At 64.3% G+C, this 16,628-nt stretch carries 16 protein-coding genes; 2 read left to right on the top strand and 14 right to left on the bottom strand.

Going from position 1 to position 16,628, the window contains the following annotated elements:
* Nucleotides 1–36 precede the first annotated feature (36 nt).
* Genes AC2FML_RS07735 through phnG form a run of 3 tightly spaced genes read right to left on the bottom strand, consistent with a single transcriptional unit; the run spans nt 37 to nt 2,165 of the window.
* Nucleotides 37–1,128, bottom strand: coding sequence for a carbon-phosphorus lyase complex subunit (locus AC2FML_RS07735; RefSeq protein WP_496782683.1), 1,092 nt, complete (start codon nt 1,126–1,128; stop codon nt 37–39).
* 3 nt (nt 1,129–1,131) lie between these two features.
* Complete coding sequence (gene phnH / locus AC2FML_RS07730) at nt 1,132–1,707, bottom strand: phosphonate C-P lyase system protein PhnH (RefSeq protein ID WP_496782681.1); 576 nt, start codon at nt 1,705–1,707, stop codon at nt 1,132–1,134.
* Entirely contained in the window at nt 1,704–2,165 is a 462-nt protein-coding gene (gene phnG, locus AC2FML_RS07725; RefSeq protein WP_170436272.1) for a phosphonate C-P lyase system protein PhnG, read from the bottom strand. Before phnG ends, phnH begins: the two co-directional genes overlap by 4 nt.
* A gap of 102 nt (nt 2,166–2,267) precedes the next feature.
* Here phnG and phnF point away from each other — a divergent pair, with 102 nt between their 5' ends.
* Nucleotides 2,268–2,984 carry a phosphonate metabolism transcriptional regulator PhnF gene (gene phnF, locus AC2FML_RS07720; RefSeq protein ID WP_170371796.1) on the top strand — a complete coding sequence of 239 codons (717 nt, stop codon included), beginning with the start codon at nt 2,268–2,270 and terminating at the stop codon, nt 2,982–2,984.
* Nucleotides 2,985–2,990: 6 nt separating this feature from the next.
* Here phnF and AC2FML_RS07715 read toward each other — a convergent pair whose 3' ends face one another.
* From AC2FML_RS07715 to phnC, 5 genes are all read right to left on the bottom strand, one after another.
* A complete protein-coding gene (locus AC2FML_RS07715; protein ID WP_170357039.1) occupies nt 2,991–3,608 on the bottom strand; it encodes an LbetaH domain-containing protein in 618 nt (205 codons plus the stop codon).
* Nucleotides 3,609–3,632: 24 nt separating this feature from the next.
* Nucleotides 3,633–5,000 carry a phosphonate ABC transporter, permease protein PhnE gene (phnE, locus tag AC2FML_RS07710; RefSeq protein ID WP_496782679.1) on the bottom strand — a complete coding sequence of 456 codons (1,368 nt, stop codon included), beginning with the start codon at nt 4,998–5,000 and terminating at the stop codon, nt 3,633–3,635.
* Nucleotides 4,997–5,878 carry a phosphonate ABC transporter, permease protein PhnE gene (gene phnE / locus AC2FML_RS07705; RefSeq protein WP_496782678.1) on the bottom strand — a complete coding sequence of 294 codons (882 nt, stop codon included), beginning with the start codon at nt 5,876–5,878 and terminating at the stop codon, nt 4,997–4,999. Before phnE (AC2FML_RS07705) ends, phnE (AC2FML_RS07710) begins: the two co-directional genes overlap by 4 nt.
* A gap of 66 nt (nt 5,879–5,944) precedes the next feature.
* On the bottom strand, nt 5,945–6,847 hold the full coding sequence (gene phnD / locus AC2FML_RS07700; RefSeq protein ID WP_496782676.1) for a phosphonate ABC transporter substrate-binding protein: 903 nt from the start codon (nt 6,845–6,847) through the stop codon (nt 5,945–5,947).
* A 68-nt stretch (nt 6,848–6,915) separates the two neighbouring features.
* Nucleotides 6,916–7,737 (bottom strand): phosphonate ABC transporter ATP-binding protein, encoded by an 822-nt coding sequence (gene phnC, locus AC2FML_RS07695; RefSeq protein WP_496782675.1) that lies wholly within the window; start codon nt 7,735–7,737, stop codon nt 6,916–6,918.
* A 184-nt stretch (nt 7,738–7,921) separates the two neighbouring features.
* Between phnC and rpe the strand changes: the two genes are divergently transcribed.
* Entirely contained in the window at nt 7,922–8,611 is a 690-nt protein-coding gene (gene rpe / locus AC2FML_RS07690) for a ribulose-phosphate 3-epimerase (RefSeq protein ID WP_496782674.1), read from the top strand.
* 154 nt (nt 8,612–8,765) lie between these two features.
* On the opposite strand, the gene AC2FML_RS07685 is transcribed toward rpe, so the two are convergent.
* From AC2FML_RS07685 to AC2FML_RS07660, 6 genes are all read right to left on the bottom strand, one after another.
* On the bottom strand, nt 8,766–10,256 hold the full coding sequence (locus tag AC2FML_RS07685; RefSeq protein WP_496782673.1) for a class I adenylate-forming enzyme family protein: 1,491 nt from the start codon (nt 10,254–10,256) through the stop codon (nt 8,766–8,768).
* Between the two features lie 39 nt (nt 10,257–10,295).
* Nucleotides 10,296–10,715, bottom strand: coding sequence for a PaaI family thioesterase (locus tag AC2FML_RS07680; RefSeq protein WP_496782672.1), 420 nt, complete (start codon nt 10,713–10,715; stop codon nt 10,296–10,298).
* A complete protein-coding gene (locus AC2FML_RS07675; protein ID WP_496782670.1) occupies nt 10,696–11,823 on the bottom strand; it encodes an acyl-CoA dehydrogenase family protein in 1,128 nt (375 codons plus the stop codon). Before AC2FML_RS07675 ends, AC2FML_RS07680 begins: the two co-directional genes overlap by 20 nt.
* Before the next feature lies 1 nt (nt 11,824).
* A complete protein-coding gene (locus AC2FML_RS07670) occupies nt 11,825–13,015 on the bottom strand; it encodes an acyl-CoA dehydrogenase family protein (RefSeq protein ID WP_496782668.1) in 1,191 nt (396 codons plus the stop codon).
* Between the two features lie 102 nt (nt 13,016–13,117).
* Nucleotides 13,118–14,293, bottom strand: coding sequence for an acetyl-CoA C-acyltransferase (locus AC2FML_RS07665; protein WP_170357029.1), 1,176 nt, complete (start codon nt 14,291–14,293; stop codon nt 13,118–13,120).
* Entirely contained in the window at nt 14,293–16,389 is a 2,097-nt protein-coding gene (locus AC2FML_RS07660) for a 3-hydroxyacyl-CoA dehydrogenase NAD-binding domain-containing protein (RefSeq protein WP_496782666.1), read from the bottom strand. The genes AC2FML_RS07665 and AC2FML_RS07660 overlap by 1 nt, the downstream gene beginning before the upstream one ends.
* Nucleotides 16,390–16,628 lie beyond the last annotated feature (239 nt).

Below are 16,628 nucleotides of genomic sequence, written 5' to 3'. Positions count from 1 at the left end.
TCGGCCGGCGGACAGGATGCAGGAAGGGCACTGAAGTCATTCGGCGGCCTCGCGCGGTTCCAGGCGTTCTTCGGCTTCGCGGCGCAATTTGCGCACCAGTTCCAATTCGGACTGGAAATCGACGTAATGCGGCAGTTTGATATGCTCCAAAAAGCCGGTCGCCTGAATGTTGTCAGCATGGCTGAGGACGAATTCCTGATCCTGCGCCGGGGCGCCCAGATCGTCTTCGCCCAATTCCTCCCAGCGCAAGGCGCGGTCCACCAGCGCCATGGCAATGGCTTTGCGCTCGGACTGGCCGAAGACCAGCCCATAGCCGCGCGTAAATTGCGGCGGCTCGGTCTTTGATCCCTTGAACTGGTTCACCGTTTCGCATTCGGTCAGGGCGATCTCTCCGATCTCGATCGCGAAGCCCAGTTCGGGGATATCCATCTCGACCGCGACGGTGCCGATGCGCAGCTCACCCACGAAAGCGTGGTTGCGGGCATAGCCGCGCTGGGTCGAATAGGCCATGCCCAGCACGAACCCCTCGTCCCCGCGCGTCAGTGCTTGCAGGCGCAGGGGGCGGTCCGCCGGGAACTCCATCGGTTCGCGCGTTAGGTCGCCGGGCGGTTTATCGCTGGCGGGTTCGTCCTGGATCAGGCCTTCGTCCTTCAGGAATTTGGTGATGTGCGGGGTCGGTTCATGGCGCGGCGCGGCGGTGAGGGCCTCAGGCACCGCGCCGTCGGCGGCCAGTTTGAAATCCAACAGGCGGTGCGTGTAGTCGAAGGTCGGGCCCAGAACCTGCCCGCCCGGCGCATCCTTGAACGTGGCCGAGATCCGGCGGTCGCAGGCCATGCCGCCGGTATCGACCGGGGTCGAATAACCAAACCGCGGCAGGGTGGTGCGGTAGGCGCGGATCAGAAAGATCCCCTCGATCAGATCACCCCGCGCCTGTTTGATCGCCAGCGCGGCCAGATCGGGATCGTACAGAGAGCCCTCGGCCATCACGCGGTTCACCGCAAGGCTGAGCTGTTCACGGATCTGGGCCAAGGACAATTCGGCCACGCCGGGATCGCCCCGGCGTTCCTCTGCCAGCCAGGCATGGGCGTTTTCAATCGCCTTTTCGCCCCCTTTGACGGCTACGTACATGGCCTAACCCTCGGGCTGGATGCGGGTGCTGCGCGGCAGGGCCGCAACCATATCCCCGCAGGTGAAGAAGAAATCGCACCCCAAGGGGTACAGGTCCGAATTGGCCTGAACCGCCGCGACATCGGGCACGGCCAGGCGCGCAGTGTCGCGTATGCCCGGCCCTCGCAATACGGCACCGGAAAGGTCTAGCGCGTCACACTCCACGATCAGGGTGGCGGATCGGTCGGGGTATTCCGGCGTTCCGATCAGGTATTGGTCCAGCGGCACAAGGTCCTGCCAGCAGCCAACGGCGAAATCGGCCTGCGCGGCGGGCACGAGGGGCGCACCGGTGTGGAAGGTCAGCCATTGGCGAATGGCCGGGTTGTCGGCCCCGCGCGCCAGATAAACGCCCGTGTCCGGGTCGCACAGCGTCAGCAGCAGCGTTCCCGCGGCGACCGACAGGCCGTCGGGCGGGGTCGCGCCGACCAGCTGCCGCAACTCACCCGGCCGCGCCATCACGGTCATGGCCGCACGAAAGGCGTGGGCCGCCTGAACCGGCGCATCGGTGAAACCGCCTGAAAAACGGGTCTGTGGGGTCATTGATCCTCTCCCCGAACCATCGTGAAGAACTCGACCTTGGTGGCCGCAGCCTTGGCGGCCCGGGCCGTTCTGGCCGCCTGGACCTGGCGGGTCAGCGGCTCCAGGATTCTCGCCCGCACCGCGTCGGCGTGCCCGGTCTGCATCAGCGCGTCGATCAGAGCGGCGGTTTCGGCATGGGTCTTGTCGCGCCCCTGCACATATCCGTGGCCCTCGGTTCCGTCAGGCAGAACCAGAGCGCAGCGCGTGACTGTCATCTCGCCCAGATTGAAGGGCGCGCCCGAGCCGCCTGCCCGCCCCCGCACCATGACGCCGCCGATCTCGGGCGTGCGCAACCACTGGAATTCGGGACTTGCGCCATAGGCGGTCCACAAGGCAGCCAGCGCCTCGGCCGGCGCACGTGCCAGAAGGCCCAGCCAGGCCCGTCGATCACCCGTCGCGATTTTTGTCTGATCCGCCATCAAAGCCTCTTGGCCAAGTTGTCTACAACTACTATACAACTAGATAAATAATAGCGGAGCAAAGGGTGACTCGCAACGAATATGCTGTGAAGTTTTGATGACATGAGCCAAACACCGATCTGGAAGACCATCGCGCTGGCGCTGACCGCCGACATCGCCGAGGGGCGCTTTGCAACCGGCGACCGCCTGCCGACCGAGGCGCAGTTGGCCGCGACCCACGGCGTGAACCGCCACACGGTGCGCCGGGCCCTGGCCGAACTGGCCAGGCAGGGGCTGGTGCATCCGCGCCGCGGGGCCGGCGTGTTCGTTTCGGCGGCTGCAACCGATTACCCGATCGGCAAACGGGTCCGGTACCACCGGAACATCTCGGCCAGCGGCAAGATTCCGGGCAAGCGGGTGCTGTCTCTGATCACCCGCGCCGCCGACAAGACCGAGGCCGAGGCGCTGGCCCTGGCCCCCGGCGACCCGGTGCATGTCTATGACGGGTTGTCGCTGGCCGATGGCCAACCGATCGCGGTGTTCCAAAGCGTCTTTCCCGCCGCGCGCCTGCCCGACCTGCCCGAAGCGCTGGCCCAGAACGGCTCGGTCACGCGGGCGCTGCGGCACTGTGGCGTGGCGGATTATACTCGCATCTCGACGCGCCTGACCGCCCGCGCGGCTGATGCGATTCAGGCCCGGCACCTGCACCTGATCGAGGGTGCGCCGGTTCTGCATTCGGTCGGCATCAATGCCGATCCGCAGGGGCATCCGGTTGAATACGGCAAGACCGTCTTTGCGGGCGAGCGGGTCACTCTGACGCTGGATGACGATCACGGGTGATGCCGGTCAATCCTCGTATTTCTCCAAAAACGCCTCGGCGGGCAACGCGCGGAAATCCGGCAGCGCCGCGCGCAGTCGGGCATTGTCCCAATCCCACCAGGCCAGAGCCATCATACGCTCGGCCACGTGTTCGGGGAACCGGCGTCGGATGGGGTGGGCAGTGACGCCGCCGACGATGGTATAAGGTGGCACGTCCTTGGTCACGATCGCCCCGGAGGCTACGATTGCCCCGTGCCCGATCGTCACCTCGGGCTTGATGATGGCCGCGTGGCCGATCCAGGTGTCATGCCCGATATGCGCCAACCGCCCGGCGCGCCGGGCGAACCAGTCCGCGTCGTCCTCGGCATCGTCCCAATAGTCGGCCGAGCGGTAGTGGAAGTGATGCAGCGACGCTTTCTCGATCGGATGGTCGGTGGCGCCGATCCGGGTGAAACTGGCGATATTGGCGAATTTCCCGATCCGTGCATTGGCGATGTCGCAGGTGCGGTCGCAATAGGTATAGTCCCCAAACACCGAATTCGTCACCCGCGTTCCGGCACCGATTTCGACAAAGGCGCCAAAGCTGCTGCCGGTTATCTGGCAATCCGGGTGAATGAAAGGCTGGTCCGGTCGCAAGCGCGCCATGGTCTGCAAGTCCTCGTATACGGTTCAAGGCAACATCAGGGGCTTGGCCTGCGGGTCGCGCTGTTTGCGCGACTTGGGCGGCCCGCCCTGGATCAGCCGCCTGCGCAGCCAGCCCGAAAACCAGTCCATCAGCATGACCATCAGGATGATCAGCACGATGTAATAGGCGACTTCCTCCCAGTCTTTCTGGGTGATAATCGCCTGTGTCAGCAACAGACCGATCCCGCCCCCGGTTATCGCCCCGATCACGGTTGCGCTGCGGGTGTTGGATTCCAGGAAGTACAGGAGCTGACTGAGCAGAACCGGCGTGATCTGCGGGATCACACCGAAACGATATTTCTGCGGCGCATTGGCCCCGGTAGACTGCACGCCCTCGATCTGCTTCTGATCAACATTTTCCAGCGCCTCGGAGAAGATCTTGCCGAAGGTGCCGGTATCGGTGACCAGGATGGCCAGCGCCCCTGTTAGCGGCCCTGGCCCGAAGGCGCGTGCCAGAACCACCGTCCAGATCAACGCATCAACACCGCGCACGAAGTCAAAGATACGACGAGTGGCAAATCGGACCGTTCTAAACGGATTGAAATTTCGTGTCGCCAGAAATGCGAGGGGCAAAGCGATCATCCCTGCCCCCAATGTACCCAGAAAAGCCATCAGAAGCGTTTCAAAGATCGCCCACGCTACATCCTGATGGCGCCACATCTTGTTGGTCCAGAAATCGTCAAAGATTTCTGCGGCCTCGCCCGAAGCGGCACGCCCCATCAACTGGCTGAAAGACTGACCGTGATAGGGGCTGTCCAATGTGAACCAGAACAGTTCCCAACCGTTGAAATACCGGAACACCTCGGCCCGGTTGCGTGTCACGGTCAGCCGACCCGCCGGCGTGGTGATCGCCAGGCGATTCTTTGACATGTTGATCCAGTCCGGCACCTCGGCAGTCGGTAAGTCGGCCCGCACTCCGGCAGACCGGCTGGGCGTTGCGCGCACGGTTCCATAACCCGGGATGTCATATTCCACGGTTTCAGGTCCAAAACGAACGATGTGGCTATCTTGCAGGTCAATCACGGTGGTTTCGCCCAAAGCGACCCATTCCGGCGCAGTGCCATCCGGGTAAGCGCCCTTGCGCTCTCCCTCGATCGCAACGGACACTTCTCCGTTTCGATTGTCCCGCGTCACATGTGTCTTGTAGCTGTAGCTGTCGGATACAAGCGTCTTGCCGTTTTCCCAGTTGGCCCGCTCGGCCAAGCCGGGCACGTCAAAGGCAAAGAAAACATAGATCAGGTATAGAATGACCAGCCCCGGCAACCCGAAACTCAGCGCCCGTTTGCGCCGAAAGATGTGGTCGGTTCTGGCTTTCAAGTCGTTGATCGGCAGATCAGTGGCAAAGGTGCTCATGCTGCGGCTCCTTTGGCGGAACCGTGTGTCAGACGGTCACGCAAAACGCCGGACAGCTGATCCACGGCCACGATGGTGACGAACAGAAGCAGAAAGATGGCCGCCGCCTCGTCGTAACGCCCCTGCCCCCAGGACATGGCGTTGCGCAACTCGTACCCCAAGCCGCCTGCCCCCACGAAACCAAGAATGGCCGAGGCGCGGATGTTGATCTCGAACCGCAGAAGAGCGTAGCTGACATAGTTTGGCCCGACCTGCGGGATCACGCCCAAATACATCCGCTGCGACCAGTTGGCGCCAACCGACTGCAGCCCCTCGACCGGTTTCAGAGAGGCGTTTTCATTCACTTCGGAAAACAATTTGCCCAGGGCACCGGCAGTGTGAATGGCGATGGCAATCATTGCAGGCACTGGCCCGCCGCCAAGAACAAAGATCAGAACCAACGCGATGACAATTTCCGGAACGGCCCGGCAAATATCAGAAATCCGACGAAAAACGGGGATCAATGACGGCCACAGCGCCATGCCGCGGGTGGACATCAGCGCCAGAAAGGTGCCGCCCAGAGTGCCCACCAGCGTGGCCGCGGCGGCGATATTCAGTGTTTCGATCAGCGCGGGGAAGAACTCGACCAAATTCGCGGGCAATTCCCCGATCTTCTCCCAGGCCTCAGTCAGAACCTCGGCAGGGTAATCGAAAATGCGGTTCCACCCATCGGCAAAACTACCGGCGTTTCGCATGTCGGCGGTCCGGAATCCGGTCGCCATAAGTGCCACGAACAGGATCAGAAGTATCCCACCGTAGACCCGTTTTCGACGGGTCATGCTGGTGTAATCCTCCCGGATCCGGTCGAGGCCGGCGGATCCCGCGGTCAGGTCGGTCATGAAAGGCTCCGATGGGGATAATGGGGTCCGGTTTGCGGCCGGACCCCGAACAGAAGTTGCGCAGGCTTAGTTCGACTTCAGCTTGCGGGCTTCAATGATGATTTTGTAGGCCTCGTGGGTGATCGGCTCGAACGCTTTGGCTTCACCTGCGGCCACGCCATAGAAGCACTCACGGTCTTTGTCGGCCAGCCCGGCCATCAGAGCCGTCATCTTCTCTTTGACATCCGCCGGCAATGCCTTGCGCAGAACCACCGGACCTTCGGGGATCGGCTTCGATTTCCAGATTTCCACCATGTCGTTCATGTCGACCAGTCCGGCATCCACGGCGCGGCGCAGCGCACCCGAATTGTAGCCGTCTTCCCAGTTGCCCAGACCGTCGGCCCAAGTCACGCCACCATCCACGTCACCGTTGTTCACGGCGACGATCGTCTGCTCGTGGCCACCGGTGAACTTCACCTCACCGAAGTAGTCACCCGACTCCATCGTCGCACCCGTTGCCTGAGGGATTTCGATCGAGGGGATCAGGTAGCCCGAGGTCGAGTTCGGATCACCAAAGCCAAACACCTTGCCTTTCATGTCATCAAGCGAGGTGATGCCGCTATCCTTGCGGGCGAACCCGACCGAGTAGTAGCCATACCCACCATCCACGTTCACCTTGACCAGAACCGGTTCGACCGCCTCGGGGTCGCTCAGATAGGTCTTGGCATAGGCGGAGGCGCCCAGCCAGGCCATGTCGATCGTGCCGCCCAGCAGGCCCTGGATCACGCCGTTGTAATCGGCCGGGGCGAACAGCTTGGTTTCGACACCCAGCGCGTCCTCGGTGTATTCACGCAGACATTCGTTGTTGTTCAGCCGGTCCTGCGCGTTTTCTCCGCCCAGAATGCCGATACGGAATTCGCTGATCTCCTCGGCCATGGCAGGCGCGCTCAGGGCGGAGGTCGCGACCAGGGCGGCAACTAGTTTCTTCATCTGTCTCTCTCCAGGTTGATTGGCCCACCCCATTCATCGGGCCGGGCGATAAATGAGGTGGTTTGGGCTCAGATCGTGGCCTCGGCTTCCATCAGAGCCTTCCGGGTGGCATCCAGTGTTTCGATCTCGGTCGAGGTCGCGGCCTCGGAGAAGCTGGCATCAGCGCCGTAGATCTCGCGGGCGACGCCGGTGGTCAGCTGCTCGGGCAGGCCGTCGAACACGATGCGCCCGTCGCGCATGCCGACCACGCGGTCGCAATAGCGGCGCGCGGTGTCCAACGTGTGCAGATTGGCGATCACGGTACGGCCGTCCTCTTCGTGGATGCGGCGCAGGGCCTGCATCACGACCTGCGCATTCATCGGATCCAGCGAGGCGATGGGTTCATCGGCCAGGATGATCTTGGGATCCTGCATCAGGGCGCGCGCGATAGCGACACGCTGCTGCTGCCCGCCCGACAACGCCTCGGCCCGTTTAGAGGCATGTTCGGCGATGCCAAGTCGGTCAAGAATGTCGATGGCGCGATGGATGTCTTCCATCGGGAACAGATTGAACATGGTCGCCAGCGTCGAGTGCCGGTTCAGCGTTCCGTGCAACACATTCGAGACCACATCCATGCGGGGCACAAGGTTGAATTGCTGAAAGATCATCGCGCAATCGGCCTGCCACGCACGTTTTTCGCGCCCTTTCAGCGTGGTCACGTCGCGCCCGTGAAACAGGATCTGCCCGGCGCTGGCATCGGTCAGGCGGTTGATCATACGCAGCAGGGTGGACTTGCCCGCGCCCGACCGCCCGATGACCCCGATCATGCATGGCTTGTCGACGTCCAGCGTTGCGGTGTCGACGGCAGTATTGTCGCCGAAGCGCTTGGTCAGTTTTTCGATGCGCAGCACGTGCCACCCCCAATTCGTGATGGAGGTCGTCTACAGCTGGTGCTCAAAGGTGATGTGTCGATCCGGTGAAGCTTTTGTAACGGGCTGAAAGCCGATGGCCTATGCAAGGGCTGGGCAATGCCGCTCGTCCCGTCTATACGCGGGCTCAACACCTGAACCATCAGATCTGTCACATGAGGCCGCCATGAGCTTTGACCGCAAGATCAAGATCGCACCGTCGATCCTGTCCGCCGATTTCGCCAATTTCGGACAGGAAATCCAAGCTATCGAGGCCCAAGGCGCCGACTGGGTTCACGTTGATGTGATGGACGGGCATTTCGTGCCAAACCTCACCTTCGGCCCGCCGGCGGTCAAGGCGTTCCGCCCGCATGTCAAGACGGTGATGGATGTGCACCTGATGATCACGCCGGTCGACCCCTACATCCAGGCCTATGCCGATGCCGGCGCGGACTATCTGACGGCCCATGTCGAGGCTGGTCCGCACACGCACCGCACGTTGCAGGCGATCCGCGCGGCGGGCATGAAGGCTGGCGTGGCGCTGAACCCCGGCACCCCGGCCGAAGCGGTCGAACACATGCTGGATCTGGCCGATCTGGTCTGCGTGATGACGGTGAACCCCGGCTTTGGCGGGCAGAAATTCATCGACATGACCGCGAAGGTCCGCCGCCTGCGCGAGATGATCGGAGACCGCCCGGTGCATATCGAAATCGACGGTGGCGTCGACACCACAACCGCCCCGCTGGTCGCGGCAGCCGGCGCGGACGTTCTTGTTGCCGGTTCCGCGGTCTTCAAGGGCGGGTCGGTTGCGAACCCGGACGTCTATGGCCAGAACATCCGCGCCATTCGCGCCGCAGCCGAAGGCCACGCGGTCTGACGGCGGCTCCCGCCCGTCGTCGACGTTTTTTGCAAAACGCCTCCCCCCCTTTGGGCCCGGCATCGCGCATGGCGCGATGCCGGGCCCAAGGCCGCAAGCGGGATCGGCGCAGCCAATGTCGCGCGGGCGCGGGAGCGTTTTGCCGCCCCTGCTCCTAGGCCAGTTGATCCGCGAAATGCGTCAGCAGCCTGTGTTTTAGAATCTTGCCCGTAGGCGCCGCGGGCAGTGACGTGGCCAGCACGATCCGGCTGGGCCGCTTGTAGCCCGCAAGACGCTCGGCCACGAACTTCGCCAACTCTGCCTCGGACACAGCGCCGATTTCAGGCACCTGAACAAAGGCCAGCACCTGTTCGTCGCCGCCCACCCGATGCCCGATCACCGCAGACTGGATCACCTGCGGATGGTCGTTCAGCGCGGTCTCGACTTCGGGCGGATAGACGTTGAAGCCGCCGTGAATGATCAGTTCCTTGGCGCGGCCGACGACGTGCAGATTGCCCTGCGCGTCGAGGCGGCCGAGGTCACCCGTGCGCAACCATCCCCGGACCAGAACCCGGCCCGTTTCCTCGCCGTTGCGATAGTACCCCTTCATCACATGCGGGCCGCGCGTCAGGATCTCGCCCACGCCATCTCCGCCGCCGGGTATGCTTTCGTCAATGTGCAGCTCGACCCCCGGCAAGGGCGGGCCGACCGAGATATCCGGATCCCCGATCCGGTTGTGCGAGGCGCAGATCCCCGCCGTGCTTTCGGTCATGCCATAGCCATTCTGCAGTGCGACGCCATAGAACGCCTCGGCCTTGCGTTTCCACGCCGGATCCAGCGGGGCAGCCCCGGACGAGGTGTAGCGCAGGGCGTCCGACGGCAGCCGCTCCAACCCCTGTTCCTTAGCATATTGCATCAGCAGCGCATGCATCTGCGGCACACCCGAAAACACCGTGACGCCCGCGTTCAACGCGGCAAAGGCGCGGTCCGCCGCGAACCGGGCATCCAGCTGGACGAAGGCCCCGGCCAGCACCGACCCGGTGACGATCGAGGCCAGCCCGAAGATGTGCGAAATCGGTAGCACGCCATAGACCACGTCATCCTGCGTCAGCCCCCGGAAATTCGCCGAGGTCAGCCCGCCGAACCGCAGGTTTTCGTGGGTCAGCATCACACCCTTGGGCGTTCCGGTCGTGCCGGTGGTGAACAACATCGCCGCGACATCCGTCAGATCGGGGTCGGGCGCGCTCGGGTTCGGCGCGGCCAGGTGCATCTGCCCGAAGCCCCCGGAAACAGGCTGGGCCCCGGCCATTCGCGCATGGTCGCACGCCTCCGGCGACGCCGCCGACGTGAACAGGATCACCGCCGGGGTGATGTGATCCACGATGCGTGCCAACTCAGCCGCGGTCTGACGGGCGTTCACCGGCACCACGCAAGCGCCGATCCGGGAACAGGCAAACAGCGCGGCCACTGCCGTACAGCAATTCTCGAGCACCAGCATGACCCGATCGCACGGGCGCACCCCCGAGGCCAGCAGGATGCCTGACAGCTCGGAAATCGCGCGGTCGAGGTCAGCAAAGCTCCATTTGGCGCCGAACCCGTCGGCAAAGGCGCGGGCCTGCGGTCGGGTCCGGATCTGGGCATCCGGATAGTCGTGCCATTTGTTCATGTCCCTTCGCCCTCCCCTGCGCCGGAACCGGTTTTTCGCTCAGCGTTTCGTGGTGCGCTTGAACACCCCCGCCGCCGTTGCGATCAGGGTTCCGTCGTCGGTGTGCAACTCTCCGGTCACATAGGCCACCGTGCGCCCGCCACCCGTTGCGCGCCCTGTGGCCGTCACGCGCCCCTGTCGCACCGCCGCCACATAGCTTGTGTTCAGTGACAGGGTCAGAACCAGCGGATGTTCGTCCCGGTCGAACCAGGCCGAGGCGGTGTTGCCGCAAGCCACGTCAAGCAGCATGGCGATGATGCCGCCATGCAGGATGCCCTGGCTGTTCAGGTGATCCGCCCGGATGGTCAAATGGCACCGGGCATGGCCGTCGGGATCGGACAGATCCACCTCGAACCCGATCGCGTTTTGACAGCCCGACCGCCGGACCTTTGGGTCGCCTTCAGGCCGCGCCGAGTGCAATGAACCGCTCCAAATGATAATCCGCGTCGCCGAACCTGTGATCCGACATGACGATCCGCTTGGCAATATGCGCCAGCTCATATTCCTGCGTCATGGCGATGCCGCCATGCATCTGGATCGTTTCCTCGGCCACCAACCGGCCCACCCGCGACACCAGGTTGCGGGCCGCGGCGATCTGCCGGTCGCGATCGGGTGCTTCAAGGTGACCGGCCGCGTTGATCACCGCCGAGCGCGCCTGCTCCAGCTCGATCAGCATATCCGCGAACCGGTGCTGCAGGGCCTGAAAGGTCCCGATCGGGCGGCCGAACTGCTTGCGCGTCATCAGATATTGCCGTGTCAGGTCCACCGCGATTTCCATCGCGCCCAGAACCTCGGCGACCAGCGCGACATTGGCTGCGGCCACAACGTTCATCAGCGGCTCGAACCCCTGCCCCGCCGCGCCCAGACGCGCGGTTTCCGGCAGGCGCACATCGTCCAGAGTGACCTCGGCCGCGCGGCCCCCGGCCAGCATCGGATACCCGCGCAAGCCCAGACCCGGTGTGCCAGCAGGCACCAGAAACAGCGAAATGCCGTCCAGATCGAACGGCCCGCCAATTTCGCGCGCGGATACGATCAACTGCCCCGCGGCCTCGGCATTCACGACCACGGCCTTGCGCCCGTTCAGGATCAGTTCCGTGCCGTCGGTCCGCACGGTGGTCTCGACCCGGCTCAGGTCATACCGGCTGGCAGGCTCACCATGCGCCAGCGCCAGATGCAGCTTGCCCGAGACCACCTGATCCAGCAGCGCCCGCTGATCGGGGCTGCCCACCTGCGCGATCAGCCGACCGCCCAGAATGCAGCTGTCCAGAACCGGCTCGACCACCCCGGCCCGACCCAGTTCCTCGAACACGGTGGCGATGTCAAAGCCCGCCCCGCCGAACCCGCCATCCGCTTCTTCGAACAGCGCGCCCAGAACGCCCAGATCGGCCAGTTCGCGCCAGATGTCGGTGCTGAACCCCGCCGCGCTTTCCAGAATGTCGTTGCGCACCGGAGTCGTATATCGGTCGGCCAGATAGCGCCGCAGCGTGTCCTGCAGCATCTGCCGTTCTTCGGTCAGGTTGAAATCCATCTCAGCCCCCCATCTTGACCTTGGCGATGATCCCGCGCTGAATCTCGTTCGACCCGCCGAAGATCGACAGTTTCCGGTTGTTGAAATACTGCGCGGCGACCGGCGTGGCATAGTCCGGCCCGATCGGGTCGTTGTCGCCCGCCACTGCCTCGGATGCGAAAGGCATCGCATAAGGCCCCACCGCGCGGCGGGCCAGGTCGTTGATCTCCTGCCGGATGATCGTACCCTTGACCTTCAGCATCGAGCTTTCGACCCCCGGTGCCTGTCCGGCCGCAGCCTGGCTGATGATGCGCATGTTGGTGGTGGCCATGGCCATCAGGTCGATCTCGACCCGCGCCAGCCGAGCGGCGAAATGCGGGTTCTCGATCAGGGGGCGGCCATTCGCGGTTTCGATCCGGGCAATCCGTTTGACCATGTCCAGCCCCGCCTGGCTGAAGCCGACACCGGCGATGTTGGTGCGTTCATGCGTCAGCAGATACTTGGCATAGGTCCAGCCCTTGTTCTCTTCGCCCACCAGGTTTTCGACCGGAACACGCACATCGTCAAAGAACACTTCGTTGACCTCGGGCGTTCCGTCCAGCAGGACGATGGGGCGCACCTGGATCCCCGGCGTGTTCATGTCGATCAGCAGGAACGAGATCCCCTCCTGCGCCTTGGCCTCGGGGTCGGTGCGCACCAGGCAGAAGATCCAGTTGGCGTATTGCGCCAGCGTGGTCCAGGTCTTCTGGCCATTGACGACATAGTGGTCGCCGTCCCGCACCGCGCGGGTCTTCAGCGAGGCCAGGTCCGACCCGGCACCCGGCTCGGAATAGCCCTGGCACCACCAATGTTCACCATTCAGGATGCGCGGCAGGAAATAATCCTGCTGCGCCTTCGAGCCGAATTTCTGCAGCACCGGGCCCAGCATCGACAGGCCAAACGGCACGATGCGCGGCGCATAGGCGGCGGCGCATTCCTCCTCGAAGATATGGCGCTGAACCGCGTTCCACTCGGCGCCGCCAAACTCCTTCGGCCAGTTGAAATTCAACCAGCCGCGCTCGTTCAGCGTGGCGTGCCACCACTCATACCCTTCCTTGCCGATATTCCGGCCAGCCCGGATCTTGTCCGAGATCTCCTTGGGCAGTTTCTCGGCCAGAAAACCGCGAACCTCGTCGCGAAAAGCCTTCTCCTCGTCCGTATAATTCAAGTCCACAGCCGCCCTCCTCCTCGACGCGATCGGAACCTTGCCTGCTCGGCCCTACGGGCCGGGCAGCGCCGGGCCGGCCCTCGATGGGCTGGCCCGGCGCCTCTTTCTTCAATAGATCTCGAACAGTCCGGCCGCGCCCATACCTCCGCCGATGCACATGGTCACGACACCCAGCTTGGCCCCGCGCCGACGCCCTTCACGCAGCAGATGGCCGACCATACGCGCACCGGTCATGCCGAACGGATGCCCGATGGCGATCGAGCCGCCGTTCACGTTGCATTTCTCGTCATCGATTCCCAGACGGCTGCGGCAGTACAGCGCTTGCGAGGCGAAGGCCTCGTTCAGTTCCCACAGGTCGATGTCCTCGACGCTCAGACCATGCCGTTCCAGCAGGCGCGGCACCGCAAAGACCGGGCCGATGCCCATCTCGTCGGGCTCGCAACCCGCCACGCAGAACCCCTTGAACGCGCCCATGGGCTCCAGCCCCCGCCGCTCGGCCTCGGCGCTGTCCATCACGACCACCGCGGCCGCGCCGTCCGACAGCTGGCTGGCATTGCCGGCAGTGATGTAGTTTCCGGGGCCGCGCACCGGCTCGAGTGAGGCCAGCCCTTCCAGGGTCGTGTTCGGCCGGTTGCATTCATCCCGGTCCACGGTGACCTGTCGGTGCGAGACCTCGCCCGTCTCTTTGTCCTTGACCGCCATGGTGGTCTGCATCGGCACGATCTCGTCGTCGAACTTGCCCGCCGCCTGAGCCGCCGCGATACGCTGCTGCGACCGCAGGCCGTAGGCGTCCTGTTCTTCTCGGCTGATGCCATAGCGCTCGGCCACGATGTCGGCGGTCTCGATCATCGTCATGTAGATCGCCGGCTTGTGCTCCTGAATCCACGCCTCGGGCACGGGGCGGGTCTTCGGCTGGACCAGCGAGATGCTCTCGACCCCGCCGGCCACGATGGGGCCCGCGCCGCCCTCGGTGATGGCCTGCGCCGCAAGCGCCACGGTCTGCAGCCCCGACGAGCAGAACCGGTTCACGGTCATCCCCGAAACGCTGACCGGCAGCCCGGCCCGGATGGCGATCTGGCGGGCGATGTTGCCGCCGGTCTCGCCTTCGGGGAAACCGCAACCGATGATGCAATCCTCGATCTCGGCCCCATCCAACCCCGAGCGCGCGACCGCGGCCTGAACCGCGTGGCCGCCCATCGTGGCGCCGTGGGTCATGTTGAACGAGCCCCGGAACGACTTGGCCAGCCCGGTGCGCGCGGCGGATACGATTACGGCTTGTTTCATCACTCGGCGTCCGTGTTCAGATCGTCAAAGCTGTGGCCCTCGGCCACCAGTTTTTCCAGCAGCGGCGCGGGCTGCCAGAAATAGTCATCTTCGGCCGACCAGGCGCGGATGTCGTCCAGAATACCCGGCAGGCCCTGCAGATCCGCCCATTTCAGCGGCCCGCCGCGATAGCGCGGGAACCCATAGCCATAGAGCAGCACCACATCCACGTCCAAGGGGCGGCGGGCGATGCCCTCGCCCACCACCTTGGCGGCCTCGTTGACCATCGCCACCATATATCGCCGCACGATCTCGTCATCCGTGAATGTGCGCGGGGTGATGCCCTGCGCCGCGCGGTCGGCCGCGATCAGGTCCAGAACCTCGGGGTTCGGCGTGCCGCCGCGCTTGCCTTTTTCATAGACATAGAAGCCCTTGCCGGTCTTCTGCCCGAAATGCCCGGCCTCGCACAGTTTGTCGGCATAGCTGCTGTCGCGGGCGCGCGGGTCCTGCCCCTCGGCGCGTTTGCGTTTACGCACCGCCCAGCCGATATCCAGACCGGCCAGATCGGACACCGCGAACGGCCCCATGGCAAAGCCGAAATCGGTCAGCGCCTTGTCGATCTGGAACGGGCTTGCCCCGTCCAGAACCATGTGATCGGCGCAGGTGCGATGGGTGCTGAGGATCCGGTTGCCGATGAACCCGTCGCACACCCCTGCGCGCACCGAGACCTTTTTCAGCCGATGCCCCAGCGCAAAGCCGGTGGCGACCACCTCGGGCGCGGTCTGGTCGGCCACCACGATCTCCAGCAGCTTCATCACATGCGCGGGCGAGAAGAAATGCAGCCCGATCACGTCCTGCGGCCGCGTGGTGGTGGCGGCGATCTCGTTGACGTCCAGATACGAGGTGTTGGTCGCCAGAACCGCCCCGGGCTTGCAGACCGCGTCCAGCTGAGAAAAGACCTGCTTCTTGACGTCCATATCCTCGAACACGGCCTCGATCACCAGATCGACGGCGCTCAGCGCGTCATACCCAGTGGCAAGCTGCAATTGGTCCGACAGGATCGCGTCGTGCTGCTGCTGGCTGATCTTGCCGCGCTTCAGGGCCCCTGCCAGGTTTCCGGCGATCCGTTCCTTGGCCGCATGGGCGGCCTCCTGCGTCATCTCCAGCAAAGTCACGGGCAGACCCGCCAACAAGGCGGCGGTGGCGATCCCCGCGCCCATCGTGCCGCCGCCGATGACCCCGATCTGATGCACCGGACGCGGCTCGACACCCTTCAGTTCGGGCAGTTTGCCCACGGCGCGTTCGGCAAAGAAGGCGTGGATCAGGCCCTTGCGCTGATCCGATTCCATCAACTGCATGAACAGTTCCCGCTCGCGCGCCATGCCCTCGGCAAAGCTGGGCGCCTCGCAGGCGGCTTGCACGGCACGCACGGCAACGGCGGGGGACAACTGGCCGCGGCCCTTCTTCAGAACGGCCTCGTAGACCGCATCGAAATCGACGGGGTCCGGCGCAGGCATCTCTCCGACCGCGCGGCGGGGCGCACCCGAGTCAAGCAGCTCCTGCGCATAGGCCAGCCCGATCTCGCGCGGGTCGCCATCCTGCACCTTGTCGATCACGCCCAGCTTCAGCGCCTCGTCGGCGCGGACATGGCGACCGGTTGTGATCATGTCCAGTGCGGCCTCGACCCCGGCCACGCGCGGCAGACGCTGGGTGCCCCCGGCACCGGGCAGGATGCCCAGATTGACCTCGGGCAGGCCGACCTTGGCCGAGGGAACCGCGATGCGGTAGTGGCTGGACAGCGCAACCTCGAGCCCGCCGCCAAGCGCTGTGCCGTGCAGCGCCGAAACCACCAGCAGGGGCGAGGCCTCGATCCGGTCGCACAGGCCCGGCAGCCAGGGCTCTTGCGGGGGTTTGCCGAACTCGCGGATATCGGCCCCCGCGAAATAGGTCCGGCCCTTGCCGTAGATCAGCACCGCCTTTGCGCGCTCGGCCTCGGCCCGTTCGATTCCGGCCAGCAGGCCCCGGCGCACATCCACGCCAAGCGCATTGACCGGCGGGTTGTTCGCCGCCAGCACCGCGATATCGCCAATCCGTTCGTATTCCACCGCCTCGGACATCAGACTTGGTCTCCTCTTGCCAACCCCAGCTTGTTCCGCATTGCGGAACAATATTCCGCAACAGATTGAACCCGTCCGCGCGCGGGTTCAACCCCTTATACCCGACTGCGCCGCCGGGCCGCATTTGTTGCCGGCGAGCAGGCCCCAAACAACTTGTGAACCGGATCGCGGAAAACCGTGCTAGGCTTTGCCCATCCGGCCAATGAATTCGGCCAGGAATGAAAACAGATTGCAGAACA

This window comes from Ruegeria sp. BHSC029 (genome assembly GCF_059613085.1).
This window is presented reverse-complemented; position numbering and strand designations above follow the sequence as displayed.

Excerpts from the sequence above, each read along its gene's own strand:
- AC2FML_RS07735 (WP_496782683.1), bottom strand. The coding sequence starts at position 1,128 with ATGTACGTAGCCGTCAAAGGGGGCGAAAAGGCGATTGAAAACGCCCAT.
- phnH (WP_496782681.1), bottom strand. The coding sequence starts at position 1,707 with ATGACCCCACAGACCCGTTTTTCAGGCGGTTTCACCGATGCGCCGGTT.
- phnG (WP_170436272.1), bottom strand. The coding sequence starts at position 2,165 with ATGGCGGATCAGACAAAAATCGCGACGGGTGATCGACGGGCCTGGCTG.
- phnF (WP_170371796.1), top strand. The coding sequence starts at position 2,268 with ATGAGCCAAACACCGATCTGGAAGACCATCGCGCTGGCGCTGACCGCC.
- AC2FML_RS07715 (WP_170357039.1), bottom strand. The coding sequence starts at position 3,608 with ATGGCGCGCTTGCGACCGGACCAGCCTTTCATTCACCCGGATTGCCAG.
- phnE (WP_496782679.1), bottom strand. The coding sequence starts at position 5,000 with ATGAGCACCTTTGCCACTGATCTGCCGATCAACGACTTGAAAGCCAGA.
- phnE (WP_496782678.1), bottom strand. The coding sequence starts at position 5,878 with ATGACCGACCTGACCGCGGGATCCGCCGGCCTCGACCGGATCCGGGAG.
- phnD (WP_496782676.1), bottom strand. The coding sequence starts at position 6,847 with ATGAAGAAACTAGTTGCCGCCCTGGTCGCGACCTCCGCCCTGAGCGCG.
- rpe (WP_496782674.1), top strand. The coding sequence starts at position 7,922 with ATGAGCTTTGACCGCAAGATCAAGATCGCACCGTCGATCCTGTCCGCC.
- AC2FML_RS07685 (WP_496782673.1), bottom strand. The coding sequence starts at position 10,256 with ATGAACAAATGGCACGACTATCCGGATGCCCAGATCCGGACCCGACCG.
- AC2FML_RS07675 (WP_496782670.1), bottom strand. The coding sequence starts at position 11,823 with ATGGATTTCAACCTGACCGAAGAACGGCAGATGCTGCAGGACACGCTG.
- AC2FML_RS07665 (WP_170357029.1), bottom strand. The coding sequence starts at position 14,293 with ATGAAACAAGCCGTAATCGTATCCGCCGCGCGCACCGGGCTGGCCAAG.
- AC2FML_RS07660 (WP_496782666.1), bottom strand. The coding sequence starts at position 16,389 with ATGTCCGAGGCGGTGGAATACGAACGGATTGGCGATATCGCGGTGCTG.